The organism is Terrimonas ferruginea DSM 30193, from assembly GCF_000425585.1.
GTDB classification, from domain to species: domain Bacteria; phylum Bacteroidota; class Bacteroidia; order Chitinophagales; family Chitinophagaceae; genus Terrimonas; species Terrimonas ferruginea.
In genome coordinates this window covers 18,612-40,732 of record NZ_AUDS01000022.1, presented here as the reverse complement: position 1 = coordinate 40,732, position 22,121 = coordinate 18,612, and the positions used below count along the sequence as shown (strand labels likewise).

Annotated in this window: 26 protein-coding genes; 18 read left to right on the top strand and 8 right to left on the bottom strand. The window is 48.6% G+C overall.

Features of this window, described 5'->3' with window-relative positions; translation table 11 throughout:
* Positions 1–75 precede the first annotated feature (75 nt).
* Positions 76–591 carry a ribosome maturation factor RimM gene (rimM, locus tag H608_RS0109165; RefSeq protein ID WP_038007979.1) on the top strand — a complete coding sequence of 172 codons (516 nt, stop codon included), beginning with the start codon at positions 76–78 and terminating at the stop codon, positions 589–591.
* Between the two features lie 102 nt (positions 592–693).
* Here rimM and H608_RS0109160 read toward each other — a convergent pair whose 3' ends face one another.
* From H608_RS0109160 to H608_RS0109140, 5 genes are all read right to left on the bottom strand, one after another.
* Positions 694–1,911 (bottom strand): IS256 family transposase, encoded by a 1,218-nt coding sequence (locus tag H608_RS0109160; protein ID WP_051268159.1) that lies wholly within the window; start codon positions 1,909–1,911, stop codon positions 694–696.
* 143 nt (positions 1,912–2,054) lie between these two features.
* Entirely contained in the window at positions 2,055–3,242 is a 1,188-nt protein-coding gene (locus tag H608_RS0109155; protein WP_028787417.1) for an acetyltransferase domain-containing protein, read from the bottom strand.
* A 21-nt stretch (positions 3,243–3,263) separates the two neighbouring features.
* A complete protein-coding gene (locus H608_RS0109150) occupies positions 3,264–3,821 on the bottom strand; it encodes a DinB family protein (RefSeq protein ID WP_162142860.1) in 558 nt (185 codons plus the stop codon).
* A gap of 68 nt (positions 3,822–3,889) precedes the next feature.
* The gene (locus H608_RS0109145) at positions 3,890–4,489 is read right to left on the bottom strand and encodes a Crp/Fnr family transcriptional regulator (protein ID WP_028787415.1); all 600 of its coding nucleotides are present in this window, start codon (positions 4,487–4,489) and stop codon (positions 3,890–3,892) included.
* Positions 4,479–4,955: a hypothetical protein gene (locus H608_RS0109140; RefSeq protein WP_155990105.1), complete on the bottom strand. Its 477-nt coding sequence runs from the start codon at positions 4,953–4,955 to the stop codon at positions 4,479–4,481. The genes H608_RS0109145 and H608_RS0109140 overlap by 11 nt, the downstream gene beginning before the upstream one ends.
* A 135-nt stretch (positions 4,956–5,090) precedes the next feature.
* Here H608_RS0109140 and dinB point away from each other — a divergent pair, with 135 nt between their 5' ends.
* The gene (dinB, locus tag H608_RS0109135) at positions 5,091–6,260 is read left to right on the top strand and encodes a DNA polymerase IV (RefSeq protein ID WP_028787413.1); all 1,170 of its coding nucleotides are present in this window, start codon (positions 5,091–5,093) and stop codon (positions 6,258–6,260) included.
* Here dinB and H608_RS0109130 read toward each other — a convergent pair.
* On the bottom strand, positions 6,253–6,960 hold the full coding sequence (locus tag H608_RS0109130; protein WP_028787412.1) for a DUF6498-containing protein: 708 nt from the start codon (positions 6,958–6,960) through the stop codon (positions 6,253–6,255). The genes dinB and H608_RS0109130 overlap by 8 nt on opposite strands.
* A gap of 115 nt (positions 6,961–7,075) precedes the next feature.
* On the opposite strand from H608_RS0109130, the gene H608_RS0109125 reads away from it, so the two are divergent.
* From H608_RS0109125 to H608_RS0109115, 3 genes are all read left to right on the top strand, one after another.
* Positions 7,076–7,546, top strand: coding sequence for an Lrp/AsnC family transcriptional regulator (locus tag H608_RS0109125; protein ID WP_028787411.1), 471 nt, complete (start codon positions 7,076–7,078; stop codon positions 7,544–7,546).
* Positions 7,547–7,548: 2 nt separating this feature from the next.
* Positions 7,549–8,520, top strand: coding sequence for an EamA family transporter (locus tag H608_RS0109120; RefSeq protein WP_028787410.1), 972 nt, complete (start codon positions 7,549–7,551; stop codon positions 8,518–8,520).
* A 66-nt stretch (positions 8,521–8,586) separates the two neighbouring features.
* Positions 8,587–9,948 carry a dipeptidase gene (locus H608_RS0109115; protein WP_028787409.1) on the top strand — a complete coding sequence of 454 codons (1,362 nt, stop codon included), beginning with the start codon at positions 8,587–8,589 and terminating at the stop codon, positions 9,946–9,948.
* A 51-nt stretch (positions 9,949–9,999) separates the two neighbouring features.
* Here H608_RS0109115 and H608_RS0109110 read toward each other — a convergent pair whose 3' ends face one another.
* Complete coding sequence (locus H608_RS0109110) at positions 10,000–11,319, bottom strand: hypothetical protein (protein ID WP_028787408.1); 1,320 nt, start codon at positions 11,317–11,319, stop codon at positions 10,000–10,002.
* 19 nt (positions 11,320–11,338) lie between these two features.
* Between H608_RS0109110 and H608_RS0109105 the strand changes: the two genes are divergently transcribed.
* From H608_RS0109105 to ade, 8 genes are all read left to right on the top strand, one after another.
* The gene (locus tag H608_RS0109105; protein WP_028787407.1) at positions 11,339–11,737 is read left to right on the top strand and encodes an RNA-binding S4 domain-containing protein; all 399 of its coding nucleotides are present in this window, start codon (positions 11,339–11,341) and stop codon (positions 11,735–11,737) included.
* Entirely contained in the window at positions 11,724–12,113 is a 390-nt protein-coding gene (locus H608_RS0109100) for an Ig-like domain-containing protein (protein ID WP_028787406.1), read from the top strand. Before H608_RS0109105 ends, H608_RS0109100 begins: the two co-directional genes overlap by 14 nt.
* Before the next feature lie 26 nt (positions 12,114–12,139).
* Positions 12,140–12,814, top strand: coding sequence for a tRNA (guanosine(37)-N1)-methyltransferase TrmD (trmD, locus tag H608_RS0109095; RefSeq protein WP_028787405.1), 675 nt, complete (start codon positions 12,140–12,142; stop codon positions 12,812–12,814).
* Positions 12,815–13,075: 261 nt separating this feature from the next.
* Positions 13,076–13,687, top strand: coding sequence for a hypothetical protein (locus H608_RS0109090; protein ID WP_028787404.1), 612 nt, complete (start codon positions 13,076–13,078; stop codon positions 13,685–13,687).
* A gap of 10 nt (positions 13,688–13,697) precedes the next feature.
* A complete protein-coding gene (locus tag H608_RS0109085) occupies positions 13,698–14,342 on the top strand; it encodes a hypothetical protein (RefSeq protein WP_028787403.1) in 645 nt (214 codons plus the stop codon).
* Positions 14,306–15,136, top strand: coding sequence for a sensor histidine kinase (locus H608_RS0109080; RefSeq protein ID WP_028787402.1), 831 nt, complete (start codon positions 14,306–14,308; stop codon positions 15,134–15,136). The genes H608_RS0109085 and H608_RS0109080 overlap by 37 nt, the downstream gene beginning before the upstream one ends.
* Positions 15,111–15,752: a response regulator transcription factor gene (locus tag H608_RS0109075; protein WP_028787401.1), complete on the top strand. Its 642-nt coding sequence runs from the start codon at positions 15,111–15,113 to the stop codon at positions 15,750–15,752. The genes H608_RS0109080 and H608_RS0109075 overlap by 26 nt, the downstream gene beginning before the upstream one ends.
* 27 nt (positions 15,753–15,779) lie before the next feature.
* On the top strand, positions 15,780–17,429 hold the full coding sequence (gene ade / locus H608_RS0109070) for an adenine deaminase (protein WP_028787400.1): 1,650 nt from the start codon (positions 15,780–15,782) through the stop codon (positions 17,427–17,429).
* A gap of 102 nt (positions 17,430–17,531) precedes the next feature.
* Here ade and H608_RS0109065 read toward each other — a convergent pair whose 3' ends face one another.
* Positions 17,532–18,113 carry a DNA-3-methyladenine glycosylase I gene (locus H608_RS0109065; RefSeq protein WP_028787399.1) on the bottom strand — a complete coding sequence of 194 codons (582 nt, stop codon included), beginning with the start codon at positions 18,111–18,113 and terminating at the stop codon, positions 17,532–17,534.
* An 85-nt stretch (positions 18,114–18,198) separates the two neighbouring features.
* Here H608_RS0109065 and H608_RS21800 point away from each other — a divergent pair, with 85 nt between their 5' ends.
* The 5 genes from H608_RS21800 (at position 18,199) to H608_RS0109040 (ending at position 22,084) form a co-directional block, all read left to right on the top strand.
* A complete protein-coding gene (locus tag H608_RS21800; RefSeq protein ID WP_051268158.1) occupies positions 18,199–18,828 on the top strand; it encodes a hypothetical protein in 630 nt (209 codons plus the stop codon).
* 210 nt (positions 18,829–19,038) lie between these two features.
* Positions 19,039–19,836, top strand: coding sequence for a LiaF transmembrane domain-containing protein (locus H608_RS21795; RefSeq protein WP_051268157.1), 798 nt, complete (start codon positions 19,039–19,041; stop codon positions 19,834–19,836).
* 66 nt (positions 19,837–19,902) lie between these two features.
* Positions 19,903–20,253 carry a DUF4288 domain-containing protein gene (locus H608_RS0109050; RefSeq protein ID WP_028787398.1) on the top strand — a complete coding sequence of 117 codons (351 nt, stop codon included), beginning with the start codon at positions 19,903–19,905 and terminating at the stop codon, positions 20,251–20,253.
* An 11-nt stretch (positions 20,254–20,264) separates the two neighbouring features.
* Entirely contained in the window at positions 20,265–21,356 is a 1,092-nt protein-coding gene (locus tag H608_RS21790; protein WP_245565744.1) for a sensor histidine kinase, read from the top strand.
* The gene (locus H608_RS0109040; protein WP_028787397.1) at positions 21,344–22,084 is read left to right on the top strand and encodes a LytR/AlgR family response regulator transcription factor; all 741 of its coding nucleotides are present in this window, start codon (positions 21,344–21,346) and stop codon (positions 22,082–22,084) included. Before H608_RS21790 ends, H608_RS0109040 begins: the two co-directional genes overlap by 13 nt.
* The last annotated feature ends 37 nt before the right edge of the window (positions 22,085–22,121 follow it).

Here is a 22,121-nt window from a genome sequence, read left to right as displayed (position 1 = left end):
GGATCCTGAAAGTACTTAAGGCGACAGTTTACTGTCGCCTTTTTGTTTGCCCCCCAACCTTGTATTTTTGCAGCTATGGCTTATGTAAAAATCGGAAAGCTCGTTGCCGCCCACGGCCTTAAAGGCGAACTCGTATGCAAACATGAACTCGGTCAAAAAACTTCTCTCAAAGGACTGGAGGCCTTGTTTACAGAAGACAAAAACAAAGCCTTCATTCCGTGGTTCATCGAAGAAACACGTATCAAAAGCGACACGGAAATCTATATTAAACTGGAATCCATCGATTCCCGCGAAGCGGCTATCAAACTCACGCAAAAAGAATGCTGGCTGCCCGAAGAGAACTTTAAAAAATTCGCCGCCAAGTCAGCACCCGCCAACCTGCTCGGCTATACCATCACACAGCATAACGGCCCGCTCGGAGAAATACTGGAAGTAATTGAACAACCGCATCAACTGCTTTGCCGCATAGAGGTCAAAGGCAAAGAAGTACTCATTCCCCTGCATGAAGAAACTCTTCAGTCCATCAACCACCGCAAGAAAGAAGTGCTGGTTGAATTACCGGACGGCCTACTGGAGATTTATCTCGGATGAGTCAATCGTGAATGGTCAATCGTCGTGAATGAAAGAGCCGTGGTGCGCTCAGCACCGGTTCGTCCCAATACCATGGTTCGTGGGTCTGCTTAGTTAAGTGTGTCATTTGACATTAAATCGGTCTTTAAAGTAAGTATCAAGTTCTTGCCTTACAGCCTTCCATCCGAACATTTGCCCCTGCCATTTAGTATTGGCATTGATGGTAGCTAAATAAATCTGCTTAACAATGGCGTCTTCCGAGCTGAAGGCGCCTTTTGTTTTGGTGACCTTCCGTACCATCCGGTGATAACTTTCGATGGGGTTGGTCGTGTAAATGATCCGCCTGACAGCACTTGGATAATTAAAAAAACCGGCCAACCGATCCCAGTTCTCCCGCCAGCTTTTGAAAACAGCCGGATATTTTTTGCCCCAGGTTTGCTCAGCTTGCTGCAGATGGAGAAGTCCCATTTCTTCATTGTTGGCCTGGTACACTTGCTTCAGATCCTTTACGCAAGCCCTGAGATCTTTGTAAGTGATATACTTCATGGAGTTGCGCATCTGGTGAACAAGACATAGCTGAACTTCAGCAGCAGGATAGGCATCTTCTATGGCCGGTGCAAAGCCTTTAAGGTTGTCTATACAGGCAATGCAGACATCTTTTACGCCACGCATCTTCAGGTCATTGAGAACACCTCTCCAGAAAGAACTGGCTTCGTTATCGCCAAAATAAAGCCCTATTACCTCTTTTTGACCTTCCACTGTCACGGCCAGTATAGAATAAATGGCTTTGCTTTTAACCACACCATCCTGGCGAACTTTAAAATGAATAGCATCCAGCCAGATCACCGGATAAACGCTCTCTAAAGGCCGGTTCTGCCATTCTTTAATCTCCGGGATGATCCGGTCGGTTATCGCCGTGATCGTTCCATCAGAAATCTCAAAATCATAAATATCCCTGAGGTGTTGCTGGATATCAGCGTAAGACAATCCAAGGCCATACAAACCCAATATCTTCTTATCGATATCCTCACTGATCACCCGCTTACGCTTGGCAATGGTCTGCGGATCAAAGGTCGCATTGCGGTCGCGGGGCGAAAAAATGTCAAACCCTCCCAAAGAACTTTGTACATTTTTCTGTGCGTGACCGTTACGACGGTTCTTAGCCGTAGAGCGTGTTTGCTTTAAATGCTCATCCAGTTCTCCTTCTAAAGAGGCTTCCAGAATCTTTTTGAGCAACGGCGTGAAGATACCATCGGCTCCTGTCAAGGCCTTACCCGACCTCAGTTGCTCACCCGCCTGACGGATAAAGTCATCTAAATCAAGTTTTTTCTCTTCCATCATGTATCAATTTACTGGTTTTTAAATTGACACACTTTTTTAAGCACACTCTGGTTCGTGTATACACGAACCATGCCTGTGTTGCCTACAACTTACAACCCTACACCTTCTACCTTACACCTTACGCCTTATACCCTATACCTTCCCTAAACATAGCTCAACCACCACTGCTTATGCTTCGCCTTATACTTTCCGAACCAACGGCAGGGAACATACAAGGCCGACACAACCAGCGCCCACACCAGGTAGACTACCGGCAACTCAAACCCGAAACCAACCGGTACAAACAAAAACGGTGAACCTGGATCACGGATCTGATCTACCCCATACCCCTGCGCGAAAAATACCACCACACACAACAAATGGATCAGGAAAAAGTGAAGCACGTAATAGAAGAAAGGCACTTTACCATACACCATCATGATCCTGGCTATTGCACCTTTCGCATTTTCCATCAGGGTCAATAATATCAGCGCCGGGCCTATCGTCATGCACACATACAACAGCGATGGCGGATATTTGGCCGTATTGATGAAAGACAGAAGAGTAAACCCCTCACGCTCTTGCTCCGACCACGGCCGGGGATCTCCATACCAATTGCTCCAGCGGAGAATGATAAAGAATATGATTAAGCCTGTACCTGCACCAAGCAGCCAGCGGCGACGCTTAGCCTCTTCCACATTTTGCTTATACAACGCACCAGCCGCGTAGCCCAGCAATAGCACTCCCGTCCAGGGAAGGATGGCATAGGCCGCCACAATGATCCTTTCCCCTACCGGATATACTATACCACCCGTTGTTAAAAACAGTTGCGAAAGAATACCGGGAACTCCTTCAGACGGCAACGGATACCGATCTGTCAGATTGTGTGCCGCCACCAATACGATACCCGTTATCAAAACAGTTTTATAGCCCAACCGCAGCAACAGCCCGAGTACAATCATACTCCACCCGATGGCCCAGATTACCTGGAGCAGGAAGAAATGATACAAGGGATCAAAACTCAGTGCAAACGAAATAATCACCAACTCCACAACGACCAGCCATGCTCCCCGTTTGATAAGAAACAAACTCAGCTCTGCTTTGGATTTTCTTTGCCCGCTAATGAAGGCCGACATGCCCGACAAAAACACAAATACCGGGGCGCAGAAATGCGTGATCCATCGGGTGAAAAACAAACCCGTTGTGGTAGCAGACAGATTGAGCGGATCGCCCTGGAATGCGCCTATATGAAAAAAGTCACGTACATGGTCGAGCGCCATGATGATCATAACGGCACCGCGTAGTATGTCGATGGCCACAATACGTTTGCCGGCGGTAAGGTTTGGTTGCATACCGGAATATACAACCGTTTTTTAATTCAACTGTAACTGGTGCAGGGTTCGCGTCAGCTGTAACAGATGCCGTTGCTGATGACCGATCAGGAAACGGAAGGTATCGCCGGCTTTCAGGCGTATCATTTTCGCAATCGATATGGGCACGCGCACACTGCCCAGGTCTTTTGTTCTTGCTTCTTCCAACAACTCCAGCAGCCATTGTTGCTGACCGATAAATACGGGTAAGGTATCAACCGCTTTTACAAAAGAAGATGGTCGCGCCTGCGCGGGTGATTTCATTTTTCCGCGCACCTCTCCCGCTGCGTTGGGACTGATCAGTTTGGTAAAATAGTTGCCCAGCCATCCCGGTTTAAAATACTTCTTAGCCGGTGGTGCCTGCGCCAGTGCTTTTTCCAAAGCCGGGAGATAATAGTCACCATAAAAATTCAAATGAGCCAGTATCTGCGCCACCGACCAGGCTCCCGGCGCCGGAGCTTTATCCAGGTCAACGGGCAACAATTGTTTTAACGTCGTGGCTGTGGCGATTATGCGTCGTACCTGCGCCTGCAGTTCATCAATCAGCACAGCGGATTCCATTGCTTTCATTTTTTACACAAAACTCCGGCAACCTTTTTCCGGAAATCTTGGGCCAGGCAAAGATTTTATCAAAGGCGGATACTTCCCAGCAGTTTGCTGAAAGTGGCAGGATCGAGTCCGAGATAGGACGCAATGTATTTGTGCGGGATCAATTGCAGCAAGTGCGGACTCCTGTTGAGCAGGATGCGGAATTTTTCTTCGGCACTGTAACACAACAATTCAGCCTGCCGCTGCAAAGCGCCTTTCAATGCGTGAGCAGTAAGCGTCAATACCCATTGACGTATCAGGGGAAACCGTTGCTGCAGTTCTTCCAACTGCGCATAACCGGCACGCAGGAATTTACTCGCCGTAAGTGTTTCAAAAAAAACCGTCGATGGCGTTTGGGTAAGAAAAGAATCGGCTACCCCGGAGAAAGAATAAGGATAGGTAAATACGATCGTCGCTTCCCTGCCAGTTTCGCTCAGGTAAAACGCGCGTTGAATACCTTCAAGCACCACATAAATATGCCGTTCCGTTTCTCCCGCAGCGGTTAATACCGTTTTCCGCTTACAGTCGCAGGGCTGCCAGATGGCAAGCAAGGCTGCCATTTCCGGACTATTATCCGGTAATACAGGACGCGCGAGTTGCCTCACCGGCTCGAGATGATCGGGTGAAATATTATTTGACATCGGAACGGATAAAGTCTGCGAGCAGTTTCATGCGATAAAAAAGATTACTGAGCTTCAGTTGTGTATTATTCCGGATATTGACCGTGCTGTTATTGTTCATCTTCTTGATATTTTTCAGCTCTTCGATCTTCTCATCGATCTTGTCCGTCAGCCTGGCGGCATCCCAGCCGATGTAGCGTTTGTTGCGGTCGTCGAAAATATGATAGGGCTCGATGGTGCCGGCCCTGAGTTTGCGGAATTTAAAATTAGCTTTGATGGCATCGGTGATTGCCTGATTGCTCAACATATCGATCACCACATCCGGGGATACGGCGTTCAGGAAAGCGTTCTGAAAGATGTTGAGGTTGTTGCGCAGTTCACGCAGCAACTGACGTTTGACCACATCGTTCGTCTTGCTTTCCTGTCCGAGATAAGACAGCAGGTCTTTCAGCGGACCTATACCGCTTTTGAGCCATTCGAAGTTCATGAGGGAAGATAATTTGAAAATTTGATGATTTGAAAATTTGATTCCCGATGCTTCGGATTGAGATTTGAAAGCTTTGATCTTCATCAAATTACCAAATTTTCAAATTGTCAAATCAGATCATTTTACCTTTGTAAAATGATCTCCCCCCACCATATCGTTCATTTCGACCTCGACTCGTTTTTCGTGTCGGTGGAGATCCTGCTCGATCCTTCGCTGAAAGGAAAACCTGTGATTGTCGGCGGATCTGCGGAACGGGGCGTGGTGTCTACCTGCAGTTATGAGGCCCGGAAATTCGGCGTGCATTCCGCCATGCCGATGAAAACCGCCATGCGCCTGTGCCCGCAAGCCATCGTTATCCGCGGATCGGGAAGCGAATACAGTAAATACTCGCGCATCGTTACCGAAATCATCGCTTCCAAAGTACCACTGTTCGAAAAAGCTTCCATCGACGAATTTTATTGCGATCTCACCGGCATGGACAAATTTTTCGGCGTAAGCCAATATACGCGCGAGTTGCGCGAATCCATTATCCGTGAAACCGGGTTGCCCATTTCCTGCGGGCTCGCTTCAGCCAAATTCATCGCCAAAATGGCGACCAACGAAGCCAAGCCCAACGGCTTTCTCGAAGTACCCAACGGACGGGAAAAAGATTTTCTCTGGCCAATGGGAATCGAAAAAGTAAACGGCGTGGGGAAGCAGGGCGAACAACAACTGAAAAATTTCGGCCTCTACACACTCGGCGATGTGGCGCGCACTTCGCAGGAAGTGATGGAAAAATATTTTGGAAAATGGGGCGAAAGCCTGTGGCGCAAATCACAAGGTATCGGCAGCACCACCATTGAAACGGATTGGGAACAAAAAAGCATGTCGCATGAAAACACTTTTCACGACAACCAGACCAACGCCGATTTTCTTTTCAGTGAAATAGTCCGCCTGACGGAAAAAACGGCCTATGACCTCCGGCAGGACGAAAAGCTTACCGGCTGCATTACCATTAAGATCCGCTATTCCGATTTTGAAACCACCAGCAGGCAGGAAGCGATCGACTATTCTTCGCTCGACGACCGGCTGATCGCCAAGGCCAAAGATATTTTTGCGAAGCATTACCAGAAAGGACGTCCGGTGCGATTGCTCGGTGTACGATTCAGCCAGCTTATTCCTTTTACCATGCAAATGGACCTGTTCAACAACAGCCAGGAAAAGCTGAACCTTTACAAAGCCGTGGATGATATCAAGGACCGGTTTGGCAGCAAGCTGGTAAAAAAAGCCATCACGGTAAAACAAAAGCCAAAGGACACTAAATAAATCCGCCGTCCGAAGGCTTTCTTTCCTTCGAGAGCATGGCAAAATTTCCCCTTCCCCATTTTATCATCCATGCATCCAGCGCCGTGCGGAAAAGTATGAGCAGGATTGCCAGCACCAGCGCTCCGTTGAATAACATAAAAAAGAATCCCGAAAGAATCACCACTATCTGTTGCAACAACACCCTGCCATAAGGTTGAAAAAACATGCCAGCCAGGCTGTATTCGTGATACAGCTTTGGTAAAATAAAATCACGCATGGTCATGGCGGCGTGTGTAAAGCAACTGACCAACACCGCCTGCTGAACATCTTCACGCCGCAGCATTGCCGCATAATTGGCGATCACATTGAACGAATTGCCGGTATCGTTTGAAATGAACATAAACATGAATACCGACTGCACAAAGAGAAAGAAGAAATAATGGATACAGAAAAAAGGGATCATGAAAAACCCGTTCTGTTTCTGCTGTTCCGCAGTGGCATTGCGAAGCGCCTCGCGCTGAGCATTGCCGGAAAAATAAACGATCAACATCTTTACAATATGAAACAGCCCGATGATCACTGTTTCAAAAAAATAAGCGACCGCGATGGCATCTGCATGCCATCCCAGAAATAAGATGCCAACCAGGAATACGATGGCCTGGAGCACCAGAAAAAACATCGGGTGTGTGGGCAGGGCCAACCGGCGGTAATTCATTGCCATGGTTGCAAGATAACAGCCGCCTGCATGCCCGTCTATCCGTGCTGCACGGTATTTATAAAATTCAAACAGAATAATATTCTGTTTTTTCTTAAATTAGCCGAACAATATTCTGATTATGTCGTCATCTCTCGATGAAATAGATCTGCGCATTTTGGCTGAAATGCAGTCTGATGCGCGCGTTTCCAACGCCGATCTTGCCCGTTTGCTCAAAATGGCACCCTCTGCCATGCTCGAACGTGTCAAGAAACTGGAGCAAAAAGGAGTGATCCAGGCTTACACCACCCGCATCAATGCCGCCTCGCTCGACCTGCGCCTGCTGGCATTCATTTTTGTAAAAAGCAGTGAAGGGCCGGGTAATATTTCCGTATCAAAACAACTGAGCAAAATACCGGAAGTACTCGAGCTGCATCATATCGCCGGGGAAGATTGTTATCTCGTGAAAGTGCGCGCGCGTGATCCGCAATCGCTGGCGCAACTGATGCGCGATAAGTTCAGCAAGATCAACGGTCTCTTGTCAACCAAAACCACCATCGTGCTCGAAACCATGAAAGAAACCAATTTATTGCCCGTTCCTAAAACGCTTTAGTCATGTCTGCTCCCGGTCAGTCAACACAACCTTCATCCCTCGCGATAGTAGCTGCTTTTGCCGCTATTTATCTTATCTGGGGCTCAACTTATATCGCCATTCTTTTTGCCATCAAAGACATTCCGCCCTTCCTGATGGCAGGCGGCCGTTTCATTACCGCAGGGTTATTATTATTTATCTATGCGCGCCTGCGCGGTGAAAAAGCGCCCGATCTTCAATCTGTCGGCAAAATCTCTGCAGCAGGCATTCTTATGCTGTTCATGGGCACCGGCTCGGTGGCCTGGGTGGAGCAATACATTTCCAGCGGCATCGCCTCGATCATTGTCGCTACGGTGCCTTTGTGGTTTGTATTGCTGGACAGAAGTCAGTGGAGTTTTTATTTTTCCAATCGCTGGATCATGACCGGCCTGCTCGTCGGGTTTGCCGGTGTGATCGTGCTGGTAGCCGACCGCAAACTGCTGGACTTTTCGGGCAATTCGATGAAAGTGATCAGCATGATCGTATTGACCGGCGGATCGATTGCCTGGTCTGTCGGATCGCTTTATTCCAAATACAAACCCGTAGCCGCAACGGCCGGCATGAAAGCCGCCATACAGATGGCCGCCGCAGGCACCTGCTCGCTTATTGCCAGCCTGATCATCGGCGAACACAACCATTTTTCGGTTCACAACGTTTCTACCAATGCCTGGCTGGCCCTGGGCTATCTGATCACCTTCGGTTCACTGATCGGCTATATGTCTTATGTATGGCTGCTCAATATCAAACCGCCATCGCTGGTAGGCACCTATGCCTATGTAAACCCGGTTGTGGCCGTGTTCCTCGGCTGGTTGCTGATCGGCGAAACGATCACCTGGCAGCAGGTGATTGCCTTAGCCATTATCCTTTCCGGTGTGATCCTGGTGAACCTTTCACGCGAAAAGAAAGTACCCGTAGCGGAACCCGTCGAAAAAAAACAGGTGGCGGTTACAGAATAATCCGCAGCACCCGGTTTTGAAAATACTATCTTCGTCACTCAATTTTTCACTTTCAAATTGTTTGTTATGCAAACCTGGAAAGAGTATCAGGAAAAAAATAAAGAGCGCTTTCTGAACGAGATGATCGATCTGCTGCGCATCCCTTCTGTCAGTGCCAAAAGCGAACACAAAGAAGACATGCAGCGTTGTGCCGATGCCGTTGCCAAAAGCCTGCGCGACGCCGGCTGCGATAAGGCAGAAGTGATGGCCACCGCCGGACATCCTGTTGTGTATGGTGAGAAAATCATCGACCCGTCCAAACCAACCGTTTTAGTGTATGGCCACTATGATGTGCAACCCGCAGAGCCGCTGGAACTGTGGCACAGCGGACCTTTCGATCCGGTGATCAAAGACGGAAAAGTATTTGCCCGCGGCAGTGCCGACGACAAAGGACAATTCTACATGCACGTGAAAGCGCTGGAAGTAATGAGCCAGACCAATTCACTCACCACGAATATCAAATTCCTGATCGAAGGCGAAGAAGAAGTTGGTTCTCCCAACCTCGGGAAGTTCGTTGCCGATCACAAAGACCTGCTGAAAGCCGATGTGATCCTTATCAGCGACAGTTCCATGCTGAGCATGGAAAACCCTTCGCTCGATACCGGTGTACGCGGCCTGAGCTATATCCAGGTTGAGGTAACCGGTGCCAACCGCGACCTGCACAGCGGCACTTACGGAGGAGCGGTAGCCAACCCGATCACCATTCTTGCAAAAATGATCGCCAGTTGCCACGACGAAAACAATCACATCACCATTCCTGGTTTTTACGACGATGTGGTAGTGGCAACACCCGAAGAACGCGACCTGCTGAATAAAGCACCCTATGATGAGCAGGAATACAAAGATGAACTCGGCGTGAAAGAACTGTGGGGTGAAAACGGTTATACCACTTACGAACGCACCGGCATCCGTCCGACACTGGAGGTAAACGGCATCTGGGGTGGTTATACCGGCGAAGGAGCCAAAACCGTACTGCCTTCAAAAGCATACGCAAAGATTTCTGCGCGCCTCGTGCCGAATCAATCGTCTGACAAAATCACCGAAAAGCTGTTGAATTATTTTAAATCCATTGCACCGCCGTCTGTTGAAGTAAAAGCGGAACTGCATCACGGTGGAGAACCTTACATGACACCCATCGACAGCAAAGGATACCAGGCTGCGGCAAAAGCTGTGGAAGCAACATTCGGTAAAGCGCCGATCCCGGTTCGTGGCGGCGGCAGCATTCCTATTTGTTCCATCCTGGAAAAAGAGCTGGGCATTAAAATCATTTTCATGGGCTTTGGTCTCGATAACGACAACCTGCATTCGCCCAATGAAAAATACAATATCGAAAACTATTATAAGGGCATCGAAACGATCCCTTACTTCCACAAATTCTTTGCGGAATAAAATAGTTGTTGGAGCTTATAAAGAACCCCGCTGTAAGGCGGGGTTTATTTTTTAGGGATAAAAAATACCGATGTTGGTTTTCCGGTCAAACCAACTGTTGAGAGGCTGCAGTTCATCGGTAAAATATCCGCTCATGCAAAGCGGGCGGTTGCTCAGGTTGGAAATGATGTCCAGCAAAACGATATGATTACGCAGCAGGTAACTGATCCCTGACAATGAAATAGTCCGGGGGCGTTTAAGCGGCAGCTTCAATGCAGCAGCACTTAATGTATGTGCGGACTCTCCATCCGGCAATGGCTGTTTCAATAAATTAATGGCGCTACCGATGGTTACGGTATCATTACCCGTTGCCCGGTAAACATATTCATTCGCGTCCCTACGGTACAACGTTGTGTCGAGCGAGACAGGTAGTGGCGCCGCATTGAACTGTGGTTTCATTAACCGGTAAATAAAATGATCGACCGCCATGAGGTTGTAATTAGCCACATACACATCCCTGCGAAATCCTTCCTTTTTCTGAAGGTATAAAAGCGGATAGAAATCATTATCGCCGAATGAAAGAAAAACGGCACTCTTCGGGCATTCGTTTAGTAATTGTCTTGCGCTGTCAAGCAGGGAGTTTGCATATATCCCGTCCGGCAAAACAGTTTGTTCTGCCTCGGCAGGCGCAAACGTCAATAGCAAATGATAGCGGCAAAGCAACTCATTGGCATATTTAAGCCGGATATCGCCGACACTGGTTGGGTAAGTTGGATTGCGGGCGGCAAGGCGGCCGAAGCAGGCAATGGCGCTATCTGCGTCGCGGTTAAACTCACGAAGATTTTCACCCTGCAGTGGCGCGTCGGTCAAAGGAAGTTCACGATAAGCACCGGGAGCGGCATCGCGGCCGGTATTGGTGAGGGGTGCGGTATAGGCGGTGCTGTAAGCCCGCCCGAGTGCATAAAGATCGTTATCTGCCAGCCACGGTTTTGAACCCAGTTCCCTGATCACATCGAGGTACCAGCCGGGATAACCGAAATAAGGCTGCAGATCAAAATTGGCCAGCGAATAAGCGTCTACATATTGCGAAACGTCGACTGCGCGCTCGCCACCATTCCGGTCAATCTCCAGGTCGAGGAATTTCTTTTGCTTTCCGCTATAAAAAAGTACAGGAGTATTATAATTCAGTTTATCGCCGTTGTATTCAATAGTCACGATATACCAGTCGTCTTTTTTCTTCTGAAACTGTACCTGCTGAACCGTGAAGGCCGAAAGATTGTAATGACCGTAAAAAGCACGGACTACCTGCCGGATACCCGGGGGTGCCTGTGCATTTACAGCTATGTTAAACACGCAGCAGCAAAACAGGGAAATGATTAATTTGCGTCTCATATCAGACTAAAGATAACGCATGGTCAATAATAGTAAAACTGAAAAACTGCGGCTGGATAAATACCTGTGGAGTATCCGGCTGTTCAAAACGCGGTCGGCGGCGGCCACCGCGTGTGATTCAGGAAAAGTGAAACTGAACGACACCGCCGTAAAAGCGGCACGTACCGTAAATGTGGGAGATGAATACGAAGTAAAAACAGAGGTAAAACGCTGGCGTATACGCGTTACAGCGCTGTTGCACACCCGGCTGAAACATGAAGAAGCAATAAAATACTACGCCGACATCACACCACCCGACGAACTCGAACGCATTGCTTACCAGGCGGCGAGCTTTCATACCGGCAAGCGTCCCAGTAAAATCGGGCGGCCCACTAAAAAAGAACGCCGCGATCTTGATGAATTTTATGACAAAGGTTAAAAAAATTGCGCTATACCTGATGCTGTTTGCACCGCTGGCCGGCTGCAATAAAGGCGGAACCGATAACGACGACCGCACGGATCCTGTTATCACGCTGACAGCTCCGCTGAACGGCGCCACACTGCTTGCAGGACAAACCACTGCCATTACAGGCACCATTACAGATGAACGCGAGATCTACATGGTGCATATTCATATTTCCGATAACAATACCGGCGCATTGCTGATCGACATACACCGGTATCCGGCCGGAACATCTTATCAACTGGCAGAATCCTTTGTACCCGAGGCCGGCCGCAGTTACCGCATACAAGTGCAGGCCCGGGACCGCGGAGCCAATGAAGCCGCTTCTTCCGTAGTGGTAAGCGCTCCCTAAATGCCGCTTAATGTTATCTTTGCCGCATGCGCATCGACATCCTCACCGTATTACCGGAATTATTACAAAGCCCCTTTGACCACAGCATCATGAAGAGAGCGCGTGAGAAAGGGCATCTCGAAGTACACGTTCACCAACTGCGCAAATGGGCCGTTAACGAATACGGTATGGTCGATGACTACCAATATGGCGGAGGCGCCGGTATGGTGATGATGTGCGAACCGCTTGTCCGCGCGATCGAAGAACTATCGGCCACCGTCCAATACGACGAGATTATTTACCTCACTCCCGACGGGCACAAACTTGACCAGCGAACCGCGAATGCACTTTCACTGAAAGGTAACCTGCTGATGATCTGCGGACATTACAAAGGCATTGACGAACGCGTTCGCGAACATTTCGTGACCAAAGAAATTTCCATCGGTGATTATGTATTGAGTGGCGGCGAGCTGGCCGCCGCCGTGTTGGTAGATGCCATCGGACGCTTATTGCCCGGTGTGCTCAACGACGAAACTTCCGCCCTATTCGATTCTTTCCAGGATGACCTCCTTGCTCCTCCCGTGTATACGCGCCCCGAAGATTTCCGCGGCTGGAAAGTACCGGATGTGCTCATGAGTGGAGATCACCGCAAGATCGATGACTGGCGCTATGAGCAGGCGGTGAAACGCACGGAGGGAAGAAGGCCGGACCTGTTGAAGTAATAAGTGGTAAGTAATAAGTTTTAAGTAAACAGCCCCCTGGATCGTGTATACACGGACCAGGGCATTTTATGACAGGACCTTCACTCCTTCCGATTAAAGACATAGCGCTCAAACTCCAACCCCCTGGTTCGTGTATACACGAACCAGGGCATTCACTTTATTATCTCATTCTCTCCCGCACCGGGAAATTTCCCGTTGCGCAGGTCGCATCTTTTTTACATTTTGTGTAAGAAACCCCCTTTACCACCAAAACGCTGTTTTATGAAAAGAATATTCACTATTGTGTCATTGCTGTTCACTACCATAATTATAACGCAGTCGTGTAACAACAATACCGGTAAAACACCAGTAGACGAAGAAACCATCTCAGAAGCAGAGATAATGATGCTACCTTCTGTGGATACAATTAAAAGAAATAAATCCATATTCTCCCGGGTAATTCCTTTAGACCAGGCTGAAATTGGAATTGAAGCTTATCGAAAAGGAGGCGCTCTTTTCAAACTTGTATTTCGCGACAAAAAATTTGGTGTAGTGCATGACAGCACATTGAACGAGTATATACTTCACAAACTGCCGGCCTTCATTTCCACGCATAGAGCAGCAGAAACAAAAGGCTATCAATGGCAGGCTGGATTTGTGTTCGGCATTGGCCGGGTTGGCACAAAACCATGCCTTAATGTTTACCTCATGCCCGTGCTGGTTCCTATCAAAAAAGGGACGGGTGTAATTGCCCTTGACTATTTTCAATTAAAAAAAGAAAAAAAAGACACCGCACTGTTGTCGCTTTATAAGACTGACGGAGCTACCGGTACAATGAATACCAGTAGCCCCGACTCATCTTTCGTATTCGACGAAGGAGCCCTCTGGCCGTAAAAGCTTAACCATGCCTTTTCCTCCGAGTATCGTTTTTGAATTTGTTTGCCTGCTGGCCGGTGTGTGGTGGCTTTTACGCGCCCGCACCGGCTGGTGGCAATTGTTCTGCGTGTTTATTCTTTATACATTGCTTACCGAGATCACGGGCTTTTGGATGGGTAAAAATAAAATGGCGAACCACGATCTCTACAATATCTACCTCTACATCAAATTCATCTTTACCATTTTTGTTTTCACAAAGCTGATACCCGCTTATACGACATATTGGAAATGGACCGGCCTTGTCATCTTTCATGCTCTTTTTGCAATAGAACTGACCAACTATAAATTTTCTGCTTACGCTTTCTATACAAATGTGTTCTGCGGCACCTGGATCATCATCTGGTGTTGCATCTATTTCTTTTCATTAATGAAACAAAAAGAATATGTAGTCATCAAAGGGCTCGCACCGTTCTGGATATTCACCGGGCTACTGTTTTTTTATCTCTGTACTACTACGGCAAGCATTTTTTTCAAACAGCTGACCTTCATCAACAGGAATTATGGCATCTTCCTCAGATTTATTATATTTAATGCAGCAAGCCTTATTTTATACGCAGCCTGGACTTATGCGTTCCTATGCAAGTTCCGAAAGACGATATCATCCTCGGCGTGATTATCTTAACCTGCACTCTTTTTATTGCAGGTCTTTTCCTATTCCTTCTCATCAATTTATTTAACCAGCGAAAGAAAAAATTTCAGCAGGAAACGGCTGCCCTGGAAGCAGATTTTCGTCAACAACTCCTGCAGTCACAATTGGAAGTGCAGGAGCATACGCGCACTTTTCTCGCGCAGGAATTACACGACAATGTGGGACAAAAATTAGGCAGCGTCCGCATGCTGATCGGCGTTGCCAACCGTCAGCTCGGTACCATACCCGATTCTCTTCACCAGGCCGACGACCGTTTGCAACAGGCACTCAGCGATCTGCGTGCGCTTTCCCGCTCGCTCAATTCCGCATGGCTGGCGAATTTCAGCCTGCGGGAAAATTTGCAGTCAGAAGCCTCTCGCCTTGAATCAGGAAAAATCTCCGCCGTTCAACTCCACCTCATTCCCGACCTGGATCAGCTCCACCACGAACGGCAATTACTTTTATTCCGCATTATCCAGGAAGCTATCCAGAACAGCCTGAAACATGGCAAAGCATCCAACCTCACCATAAATACTTTTTCCACCGGCGACCATCTTACCATTGAAATAACCGACGATGGCAGCGGCTTCAAGCCGGAAGCCACTTCAGGCAACGGAGTGGGCCTGTTACACCTGAGGCAACGCACGCGGCTGCTGGAGGGCACTATCACCTGGACGTCCGCACCCCGCACCGGCACTACTGTTACTGTTCATATTCCTTTTCATACAAGCATTTCCCTTCAAAAAACCGACAATGAAAATTCCCATCGCCATCGCTGACGATCATCAGCTTTTTCTTAAATCAGTTTCCATGCTGATCGATCACCTGCCACAGTTCTATGTAGTAGCGGAAGCTGTAGATGGCGCACAGCTATTGCAGCGTCTCGAATCAGCCGCAGAACCTCCGGCGATTGTTTTACTCGATGTGGATATGCCTAATCTGGATGGTGCTGCCACCGCGGTATTTATCAGCCAGCGGTACCCGCTTGCCCGCATTGTTGCCCTTTCCATGAAAAGCGATGACGCCTCTGTAATCACTATGCTGCGGGCCGGTGCCTGCGCCTATCTGCTCAAAGACCTTCATCCCGATGAACTCGAAAGAGCTTTGACAGAAATCCATCAGACCGGTTATTACAACGCCGATGTGGCCAATGTCAATTACCGGCGTTTATTACATGGTTTGCTGGAAAATGAACAGCCCGGTTTTACACCACGGGAAAAAGAATTTTTGCAACTTGCCTGCTCCGACCTTACCTATAAACAAATTGCGGCGCAGATGTCGCTGGCCGAACGCACCATCGATGGCTACCGCGAATCGCTTTTCGGCAAATTGAGTGTACAAAGCCGCACGGGCATGGCGCTTGAAGCCGTGAGGCGCGGTCTCGTTCAACTCTAGTACATTTGCCGTTCAATTTCCATGCTTATGTCATCTTTCTCTGTCAAAGCGAATCTCGTCGATATTCCCAACCGCCGCATTTATCCGGCCGAAGTAACGGTGACCGGTACACAGATCAGCAGCATTCAACCGTTGCCTGATAATACAGCCGTAAAAGGTTATCTGTTACCCGGATTTATCGACAGCCACGTACATATTGAAAGTTCCATGTTGATCCCGTCGCAGTTTGCGCGGCTGGCCGTAGTGCATGGTACCGTTGCCACCATTAGTGATCCGCATGAGATTGCCAATGTATGCGGAATGGCCGGCGTGGAATTCATGATCGACAATGGCAACACTGTTCCCTTCAAATTCAATTTCGGCGCACCGAGTTGTGTGCCTGCTACGGTTTTTGAAACGGCAGGAGCTACACTCGACGCAGCAGACGTCACGCGTTTGCTGGAACGTTCTGAAATCCGCTATCTCAGTGAAATGATGAACTTCCCCGGTGTCTTGCACCAGAATCCGGAAGTAATGGAAAAGATCGCAGCCGCTCAACGCCTCGGCAAACCTGTTGACGGACATGCACCTGGTTTGCGCGGAGAAGATGCGCGCCGTTATATCGCAGCTGGTATCAGCACCGATCACGAATGTTTTACCGAAGAAGAAGCCCTGGACAAGTTGCAACACGGCATGAAGATCCTGATCCGCGAAGGAAGCGCCGCCCGCAACTTCGACGCGCTGGCCGGACTGCTCAACGATCACGCTGATCATATCATGTTCTGCAGCGACGACAAACATCCCGACAGCCTTGTACTCGGGCATATCAACCAATTGTGCGCGCGTGCCGTTGCACGTGGCATCGATGTGTTCAACGTATTGCAGGCCGCCTGTATCAATCCCGTGCTGCATTATAAAATGAACGTCGGTCTGCTGAAAGAAGGCGATCCTGCCGACTTCATCATCGCGGAAGATCTTGTAAACTTTAACATCACCGCTACTTATATCGATGGGCAACTCGTAGCCAGTGAAGGCAAAACGCATATCGCGCTTCCTGCGCAACCCGAAGAACTCGTTAATCAATTTGACTGCGCTCCCAGGAAACCCGAAGATTTCCGCACAGCGGCTCCGGCAGACACGAAAGACATTCATGTGATCGAAGCGCTCGACGGACAACTCATCACCAATAAATTACTCTTGGAAGGACGTGTGCAGAATGGCGAACTGGTGAGTCAGCCTGATAATGACATCCTGAAAATCGTGGTGGTCAACCGCTACAAACAGGCGCCTGTTGCCACAGCATTTATCCGTAATATCGGTTTGAAGCGCGGCGCCATTGCCTCCTCAGTAGCACATGACAGCCACAATATCGTAGCAGTAGGCGTTGACGACGAAAGCATTTGCAAAGCGGTCAATCTCGTCATCGAACGCAAAGGTGGTGTGAGCCTGCACGATCCGTCAACCGGCGAAAGCCAGATCGTTGCCCTGCCCGTAGGCGGATTGATGAGCGCGGAAGATGGTTACCGCGTTGCCGAGGCCTATTCGCTGATCGACAAAGCCTCGAAAGACCTGGGCAGCACCCTCGGTTCGCCCTTTATGACCTTATCTTTTATGGCGCTGCTGGTGATCCCGCATCTCAAGCTCAGTGATCTTGGCTTGTTTGATGGAGACGGGTTTGCGTTTGTGGACAAGGCGTAAGGGAGCAGGTTTAAGTAGTAAGTAAAGCTGAAGGCTTAAGATTTAAGGTGTACGGTGAACAACCTTACAGGTAATAGGTATTCATGCCGTTCCGGAGTGCATTCACTTATTGCCCGCTTTTGAATTTTGACTTTTGACTTTTGAATTCCACGCAGGCCGGGCCTTCAGCACCTTCTTATACACCGGGCAACTCTCCACGTGTGCTCCCGGAAGATAACCGGTGCTCATCAGAAATTCATTCACGATTTCGCCGCCGGTGAAGCGAAACGTCTTTTTAAAAAGCTTCACCCATTCTTCTTTTGTTTTGGGATGATGGTGGTCGAGCCATTTTTCAAAAGACCCGTATTCCTTTTGTAATTGCAGAATGGACTTTGCATTTTCGATGGCTGCATTTATTTTAAGCCGGTTCCGGATGATTCCGGCATCGGCCATCAAACGTTCGCGGTCTTTTTCCGTATACGCGGCCACTTTTTTAATATTGAATTGATGATAGGCCTTCCGGAACGTCGCTTCCTTTTTCAGTATCGTTTCCCAACTGAGCCCGGCCTGGTTGATCTCCATAATCAGCCGCCCAAATAGTTCATTGTCGTCATGTATGGGAAACCCGTAGTAGTTGTCGTGGTAGTTGCCATGCAGTGCTTTCTTTTCACCGGTCATGGCAGGAATATAGGAGCAGTAGGACATACTGATTTGAAAATTTGAAAATTTGAGAATAGAATTTTCGTCAACTTCGATTTGCCTCGCCAAATTACCACTTATCAATCAGCGTATGAAATACCTCTTTTTAATAACCGTTTTATTCGTCCTTGCCTGTAATAACGAGAAGAAAGAAGACAAAAACCAGCCCGTTACTGAAGTCGCACCCGGGCCAGTGGCTCAACCAGCAAAGGAAGCATCCGACTCTATGCTGGCTTACATTTTTGCAGACAGTGTAGTGAAGGCGCTTAATAACCGGGATCTTGTAACACTGGCATCTTTCGTTCACCCGGAAAAAGGCGTCCGCTTTTCTCCTTACGGCTTTGTCGATACAAGCGCTACCGCTCACTTTACCACACAGGATTTGCAAAAAGCCAAAATGACCGATGTCCACAATTGGGGCGATTTTGATGGTTCCGGCGATCCGATAAAATTCACCATCGAGCGTTATTTCAGGCGGTTTGTTATTAATGCCAATTACCTCCGCGCCCCGAAGCGGAGCTATAATAACTTCTTAACGCATGGCAGTTCGCTCAACAATCTCAAAGAAGTATACCCGTCGGCTATGAACGTGGAATACTTTTACCCGGGTTTCGATAAGAAATACGAAGGCATGGACTGGTCCTGCCTCAGGATTGTGATGGAACCTTACAACGGCCGGCTGAGGCTGGTGGCGGTGGTGCATGATGAATGGACAGTGTAATTTGATGATTTGAAAATTTGAAGATTTGAGAATGATTCGGGAAAGAATTATGTGTTCGGCCAAACCATTGCCTAATTTTCAAATCCTCAAATTTTCAAATTAGCTGTTCACCGTCTTTTTTCCGCCGTTTACCGGTAATGGACGTTTCATTACCTGCCCGGGCTTGCTTCGCGCTACGACAGCTACTATTTTTGATTAAAATTTACAACAATGAGTGTTTTCAGAGATTTCAGGGAAGAAAGAAGAGAATGGCGCCGCGAACATGAGGAGCGTAACCCGAACGGTCATATATGGACCGGTATGTTCCTGCTGGCTGTCGGCTGTGTGGCCCTGATCAAAAGTTTTGGTGTACCCATTCCCGGCTGGATATTCAGCTGGCAGATGTTTCTGATCGCGCTGGGGCTGTTTGTTGGCTTCCGGAAGAATTTCCAGGGTGGGGGTTGGCTGGTGCTGATCATCATCGGCAGTATTTTCCTGCTCAATGAATTTTTCATGAATGGCGATCTCCGCCGTCACATGTGGCCACTCATCCTGATCATCGCGGGTATCTTTTTTGTGTTCCGGCCCCGCCGCCGCCGGTCACATTTTTTCGATGAAAAAAAAACAGCACTAACGCCGGAGAGTCCCGATGCGCCCGGGCCTGGTCCAGGTAGCACCAGCACGGACGGGGACGACTTTGTCGACAGCACTTCCATTTTCGGCAGCGATAAAAAAGTGATCCTCTCCAAAAACTTCCGCGGGGGTGATATCGTGAATATATTCGGAGGTTCCGAACTCGACCTGACACAGGCCGATATCAATGGTAAAGTAAAACTGGAAGTAACCGCCCTTTTTGGCGGCGCCACACTGGTAGTGCCCTCGCACTGGATAATCCGCTCGGAGGCCGTCACCATTTTCGGCGGCATCAGCGACAAACGGAAGTTCACCAACTTCACCGAAAACGACGGCAAGACCCTGGTGCTTACCGGTACGGTGATCTTTGGCGGCATAGAAATCAAAAGCTACTGATAACGGACCATTGCCTGCGCCACCTTTAGCAAGGCATGCACATTATTCAACCTAACAAATCATCCCATGAACTGGTACATGGCTAAAATGGTATTCCGGATCATCTGTGGCAACGGAGAACACACGCCTCAATTTGATGAGCAACTGCGCCTGGTGGCTGCCGAAAACAAAGAACAGGCTTTGAGCAAAGCATTGGCAATGGGCAAAAAAGACGAAGATGCTTTCTACAATCAACGGCTGCAACTGGTACAATGGCAATTCATCAACGTAAGTGAGCTACACGAATTACAGCAACTGTCAGACGGTATGGAGATCTATTCCCGGATCGAAGAAAAAGAAAATGCAGATGCTTACATTTCCATCATCAACGGAAAAGCTTCCAACATTTCTCCATCACCCTTACCAAGCTGGCACTGATCAATATGGCAATGAACCCACTATCTGCACGACGATTCCTGATCATCTTCAGTGTGGCCTGGCTGGTATTAATCACCGGTCATGCACTGCTGCTGAATTGGTTTGGCCTGTCGCTGCAGGTGGCCGTTGCCGACAGCCTCATCAGCAACCTGCTGCTGCTGGGGGTATGCCTGATGGTGATCAACACTCTTCGTTTTTATTCCCCTTCGTCGGGACAATACATGAACGTGGTAGTGCTGTGCCTGGTATTAGGAATATTCTGGCTGCTGCTGGACCGTTCCATACTCTGGTGGACACTGGGATCGGAAGAAGAATATTTTTCCTTCCTGCAGCGCTCCCTGGTGATACGTGCGGCTTTCGGCATGCTGATCCTTGGGTTTATTTCATTGACCTGTATCGTCTGGCACAACTTCCAGGACCTGCAGCTCAATGAAGAACGTAAAGCCGATGCCGAGAAACTGGCCAAAGACGCAGAACTATTTAAACTGCGCCAGCAACTACAACCGCATTTTTTATTCAATAGCCTCAATTCGATCAATGCCCTGATCGGCCTGCGGCCGGATGAAGCAAGGAAAATGGTACAGCAACTTTCCGATTTTCTCAGAGGCACACTGAAGAAAGATGAAACACAGTGGGTGAGCCTGCAGGAAGAACTGCAATACCTGGAGCTTTACCTGGATATTGAAAAAGTGCGTTTCGGCAACCGCCTGAGTACCGAAGTTACCTGCGAAGAAGGAACAGGTACGCTTGTATTGCCGGCATTGTTGCTGCAGCCCGTTATGGAAAATGCGATCAAGTTTGGCTTATATGATACCATCGGCGACACCGTAATCACGTTGCATGCCGCACGCGAAGACGAACATTTGATCATACAGGTACAGAATCCCTACGATCCGGAAACTTCCTCACCCAAACAGGGGACAGGATTTGGTCTTTCCTCCGTCCAACGGCGATTGTACCTGTTGTTTGGCCGCAATGATCTTTTACAAACAAGCGGTGAAGAAAATATTTTCACCACCATTATCCGCATCCCGCAACCGGGAGACCCGACTGATAAAAAAATTACCGCACCTCTCCCATCAAATAAACTATGTATAAAGTAATCATCATCGACGACGAATATCTCGCACGCAGTGTGGTGAAAGAATACCTCGCGGGTCATGCCGACCTCGAGCTGGTAGCCGAGTGCGGCGATGGTTTTGAAGGAGTAAAAGCTATACAGCAGTACCAGCCCGATCTGATTTTTCTCGATATACAGATGCCGAAGATCAATGGTTTTGAAATGCTGGAACTGATCGAAGAACCACCTGCTGTTATTTTCACCACGGCATTTGATGAATATGCTATCCGCGCATTTGAAGCGCATGCGGTAGATTACCTGTTGAAGCCGTTCAACAAAGACCGTTTTGATAAAGCAGTGGGCAAATGGGCCGAGCAGAAAAAATCAGCGCCCGCGGTTGTGGATCAGGGTTTGCTGGAAACGGCCGCCCTCTCTCCTTCCCAAAATCAACGTATAGTAGTAAAGAATGGCAACAAGATTAAGATCATTCCCGTGCACGATATCTGGTACCTCGAAGCGGCGGATGATTATGTGAAAGTGCACACGCCGGAGGGTTATTTCCTCAAGAATAAAACGATGGGGTATTTTGAACAGGTGCTGGACAAGCAGCAGTTTGCAAGGTGTCACCGTTCTTATATCGTGAATGTGCAGCAGATTACCCGCATCGATCCGTACGAAAAAGACAATCACGTAGCCCTTCTCCGCTCAGGTGCACGCGTGCCGGTGAGCCGTGGCGGCTACGGGAAGTTGAAGAGTGTATTGGGGTTGTAAGCTCCTGCGGAATGTGAAAATGTGCACGAGGCCTGCG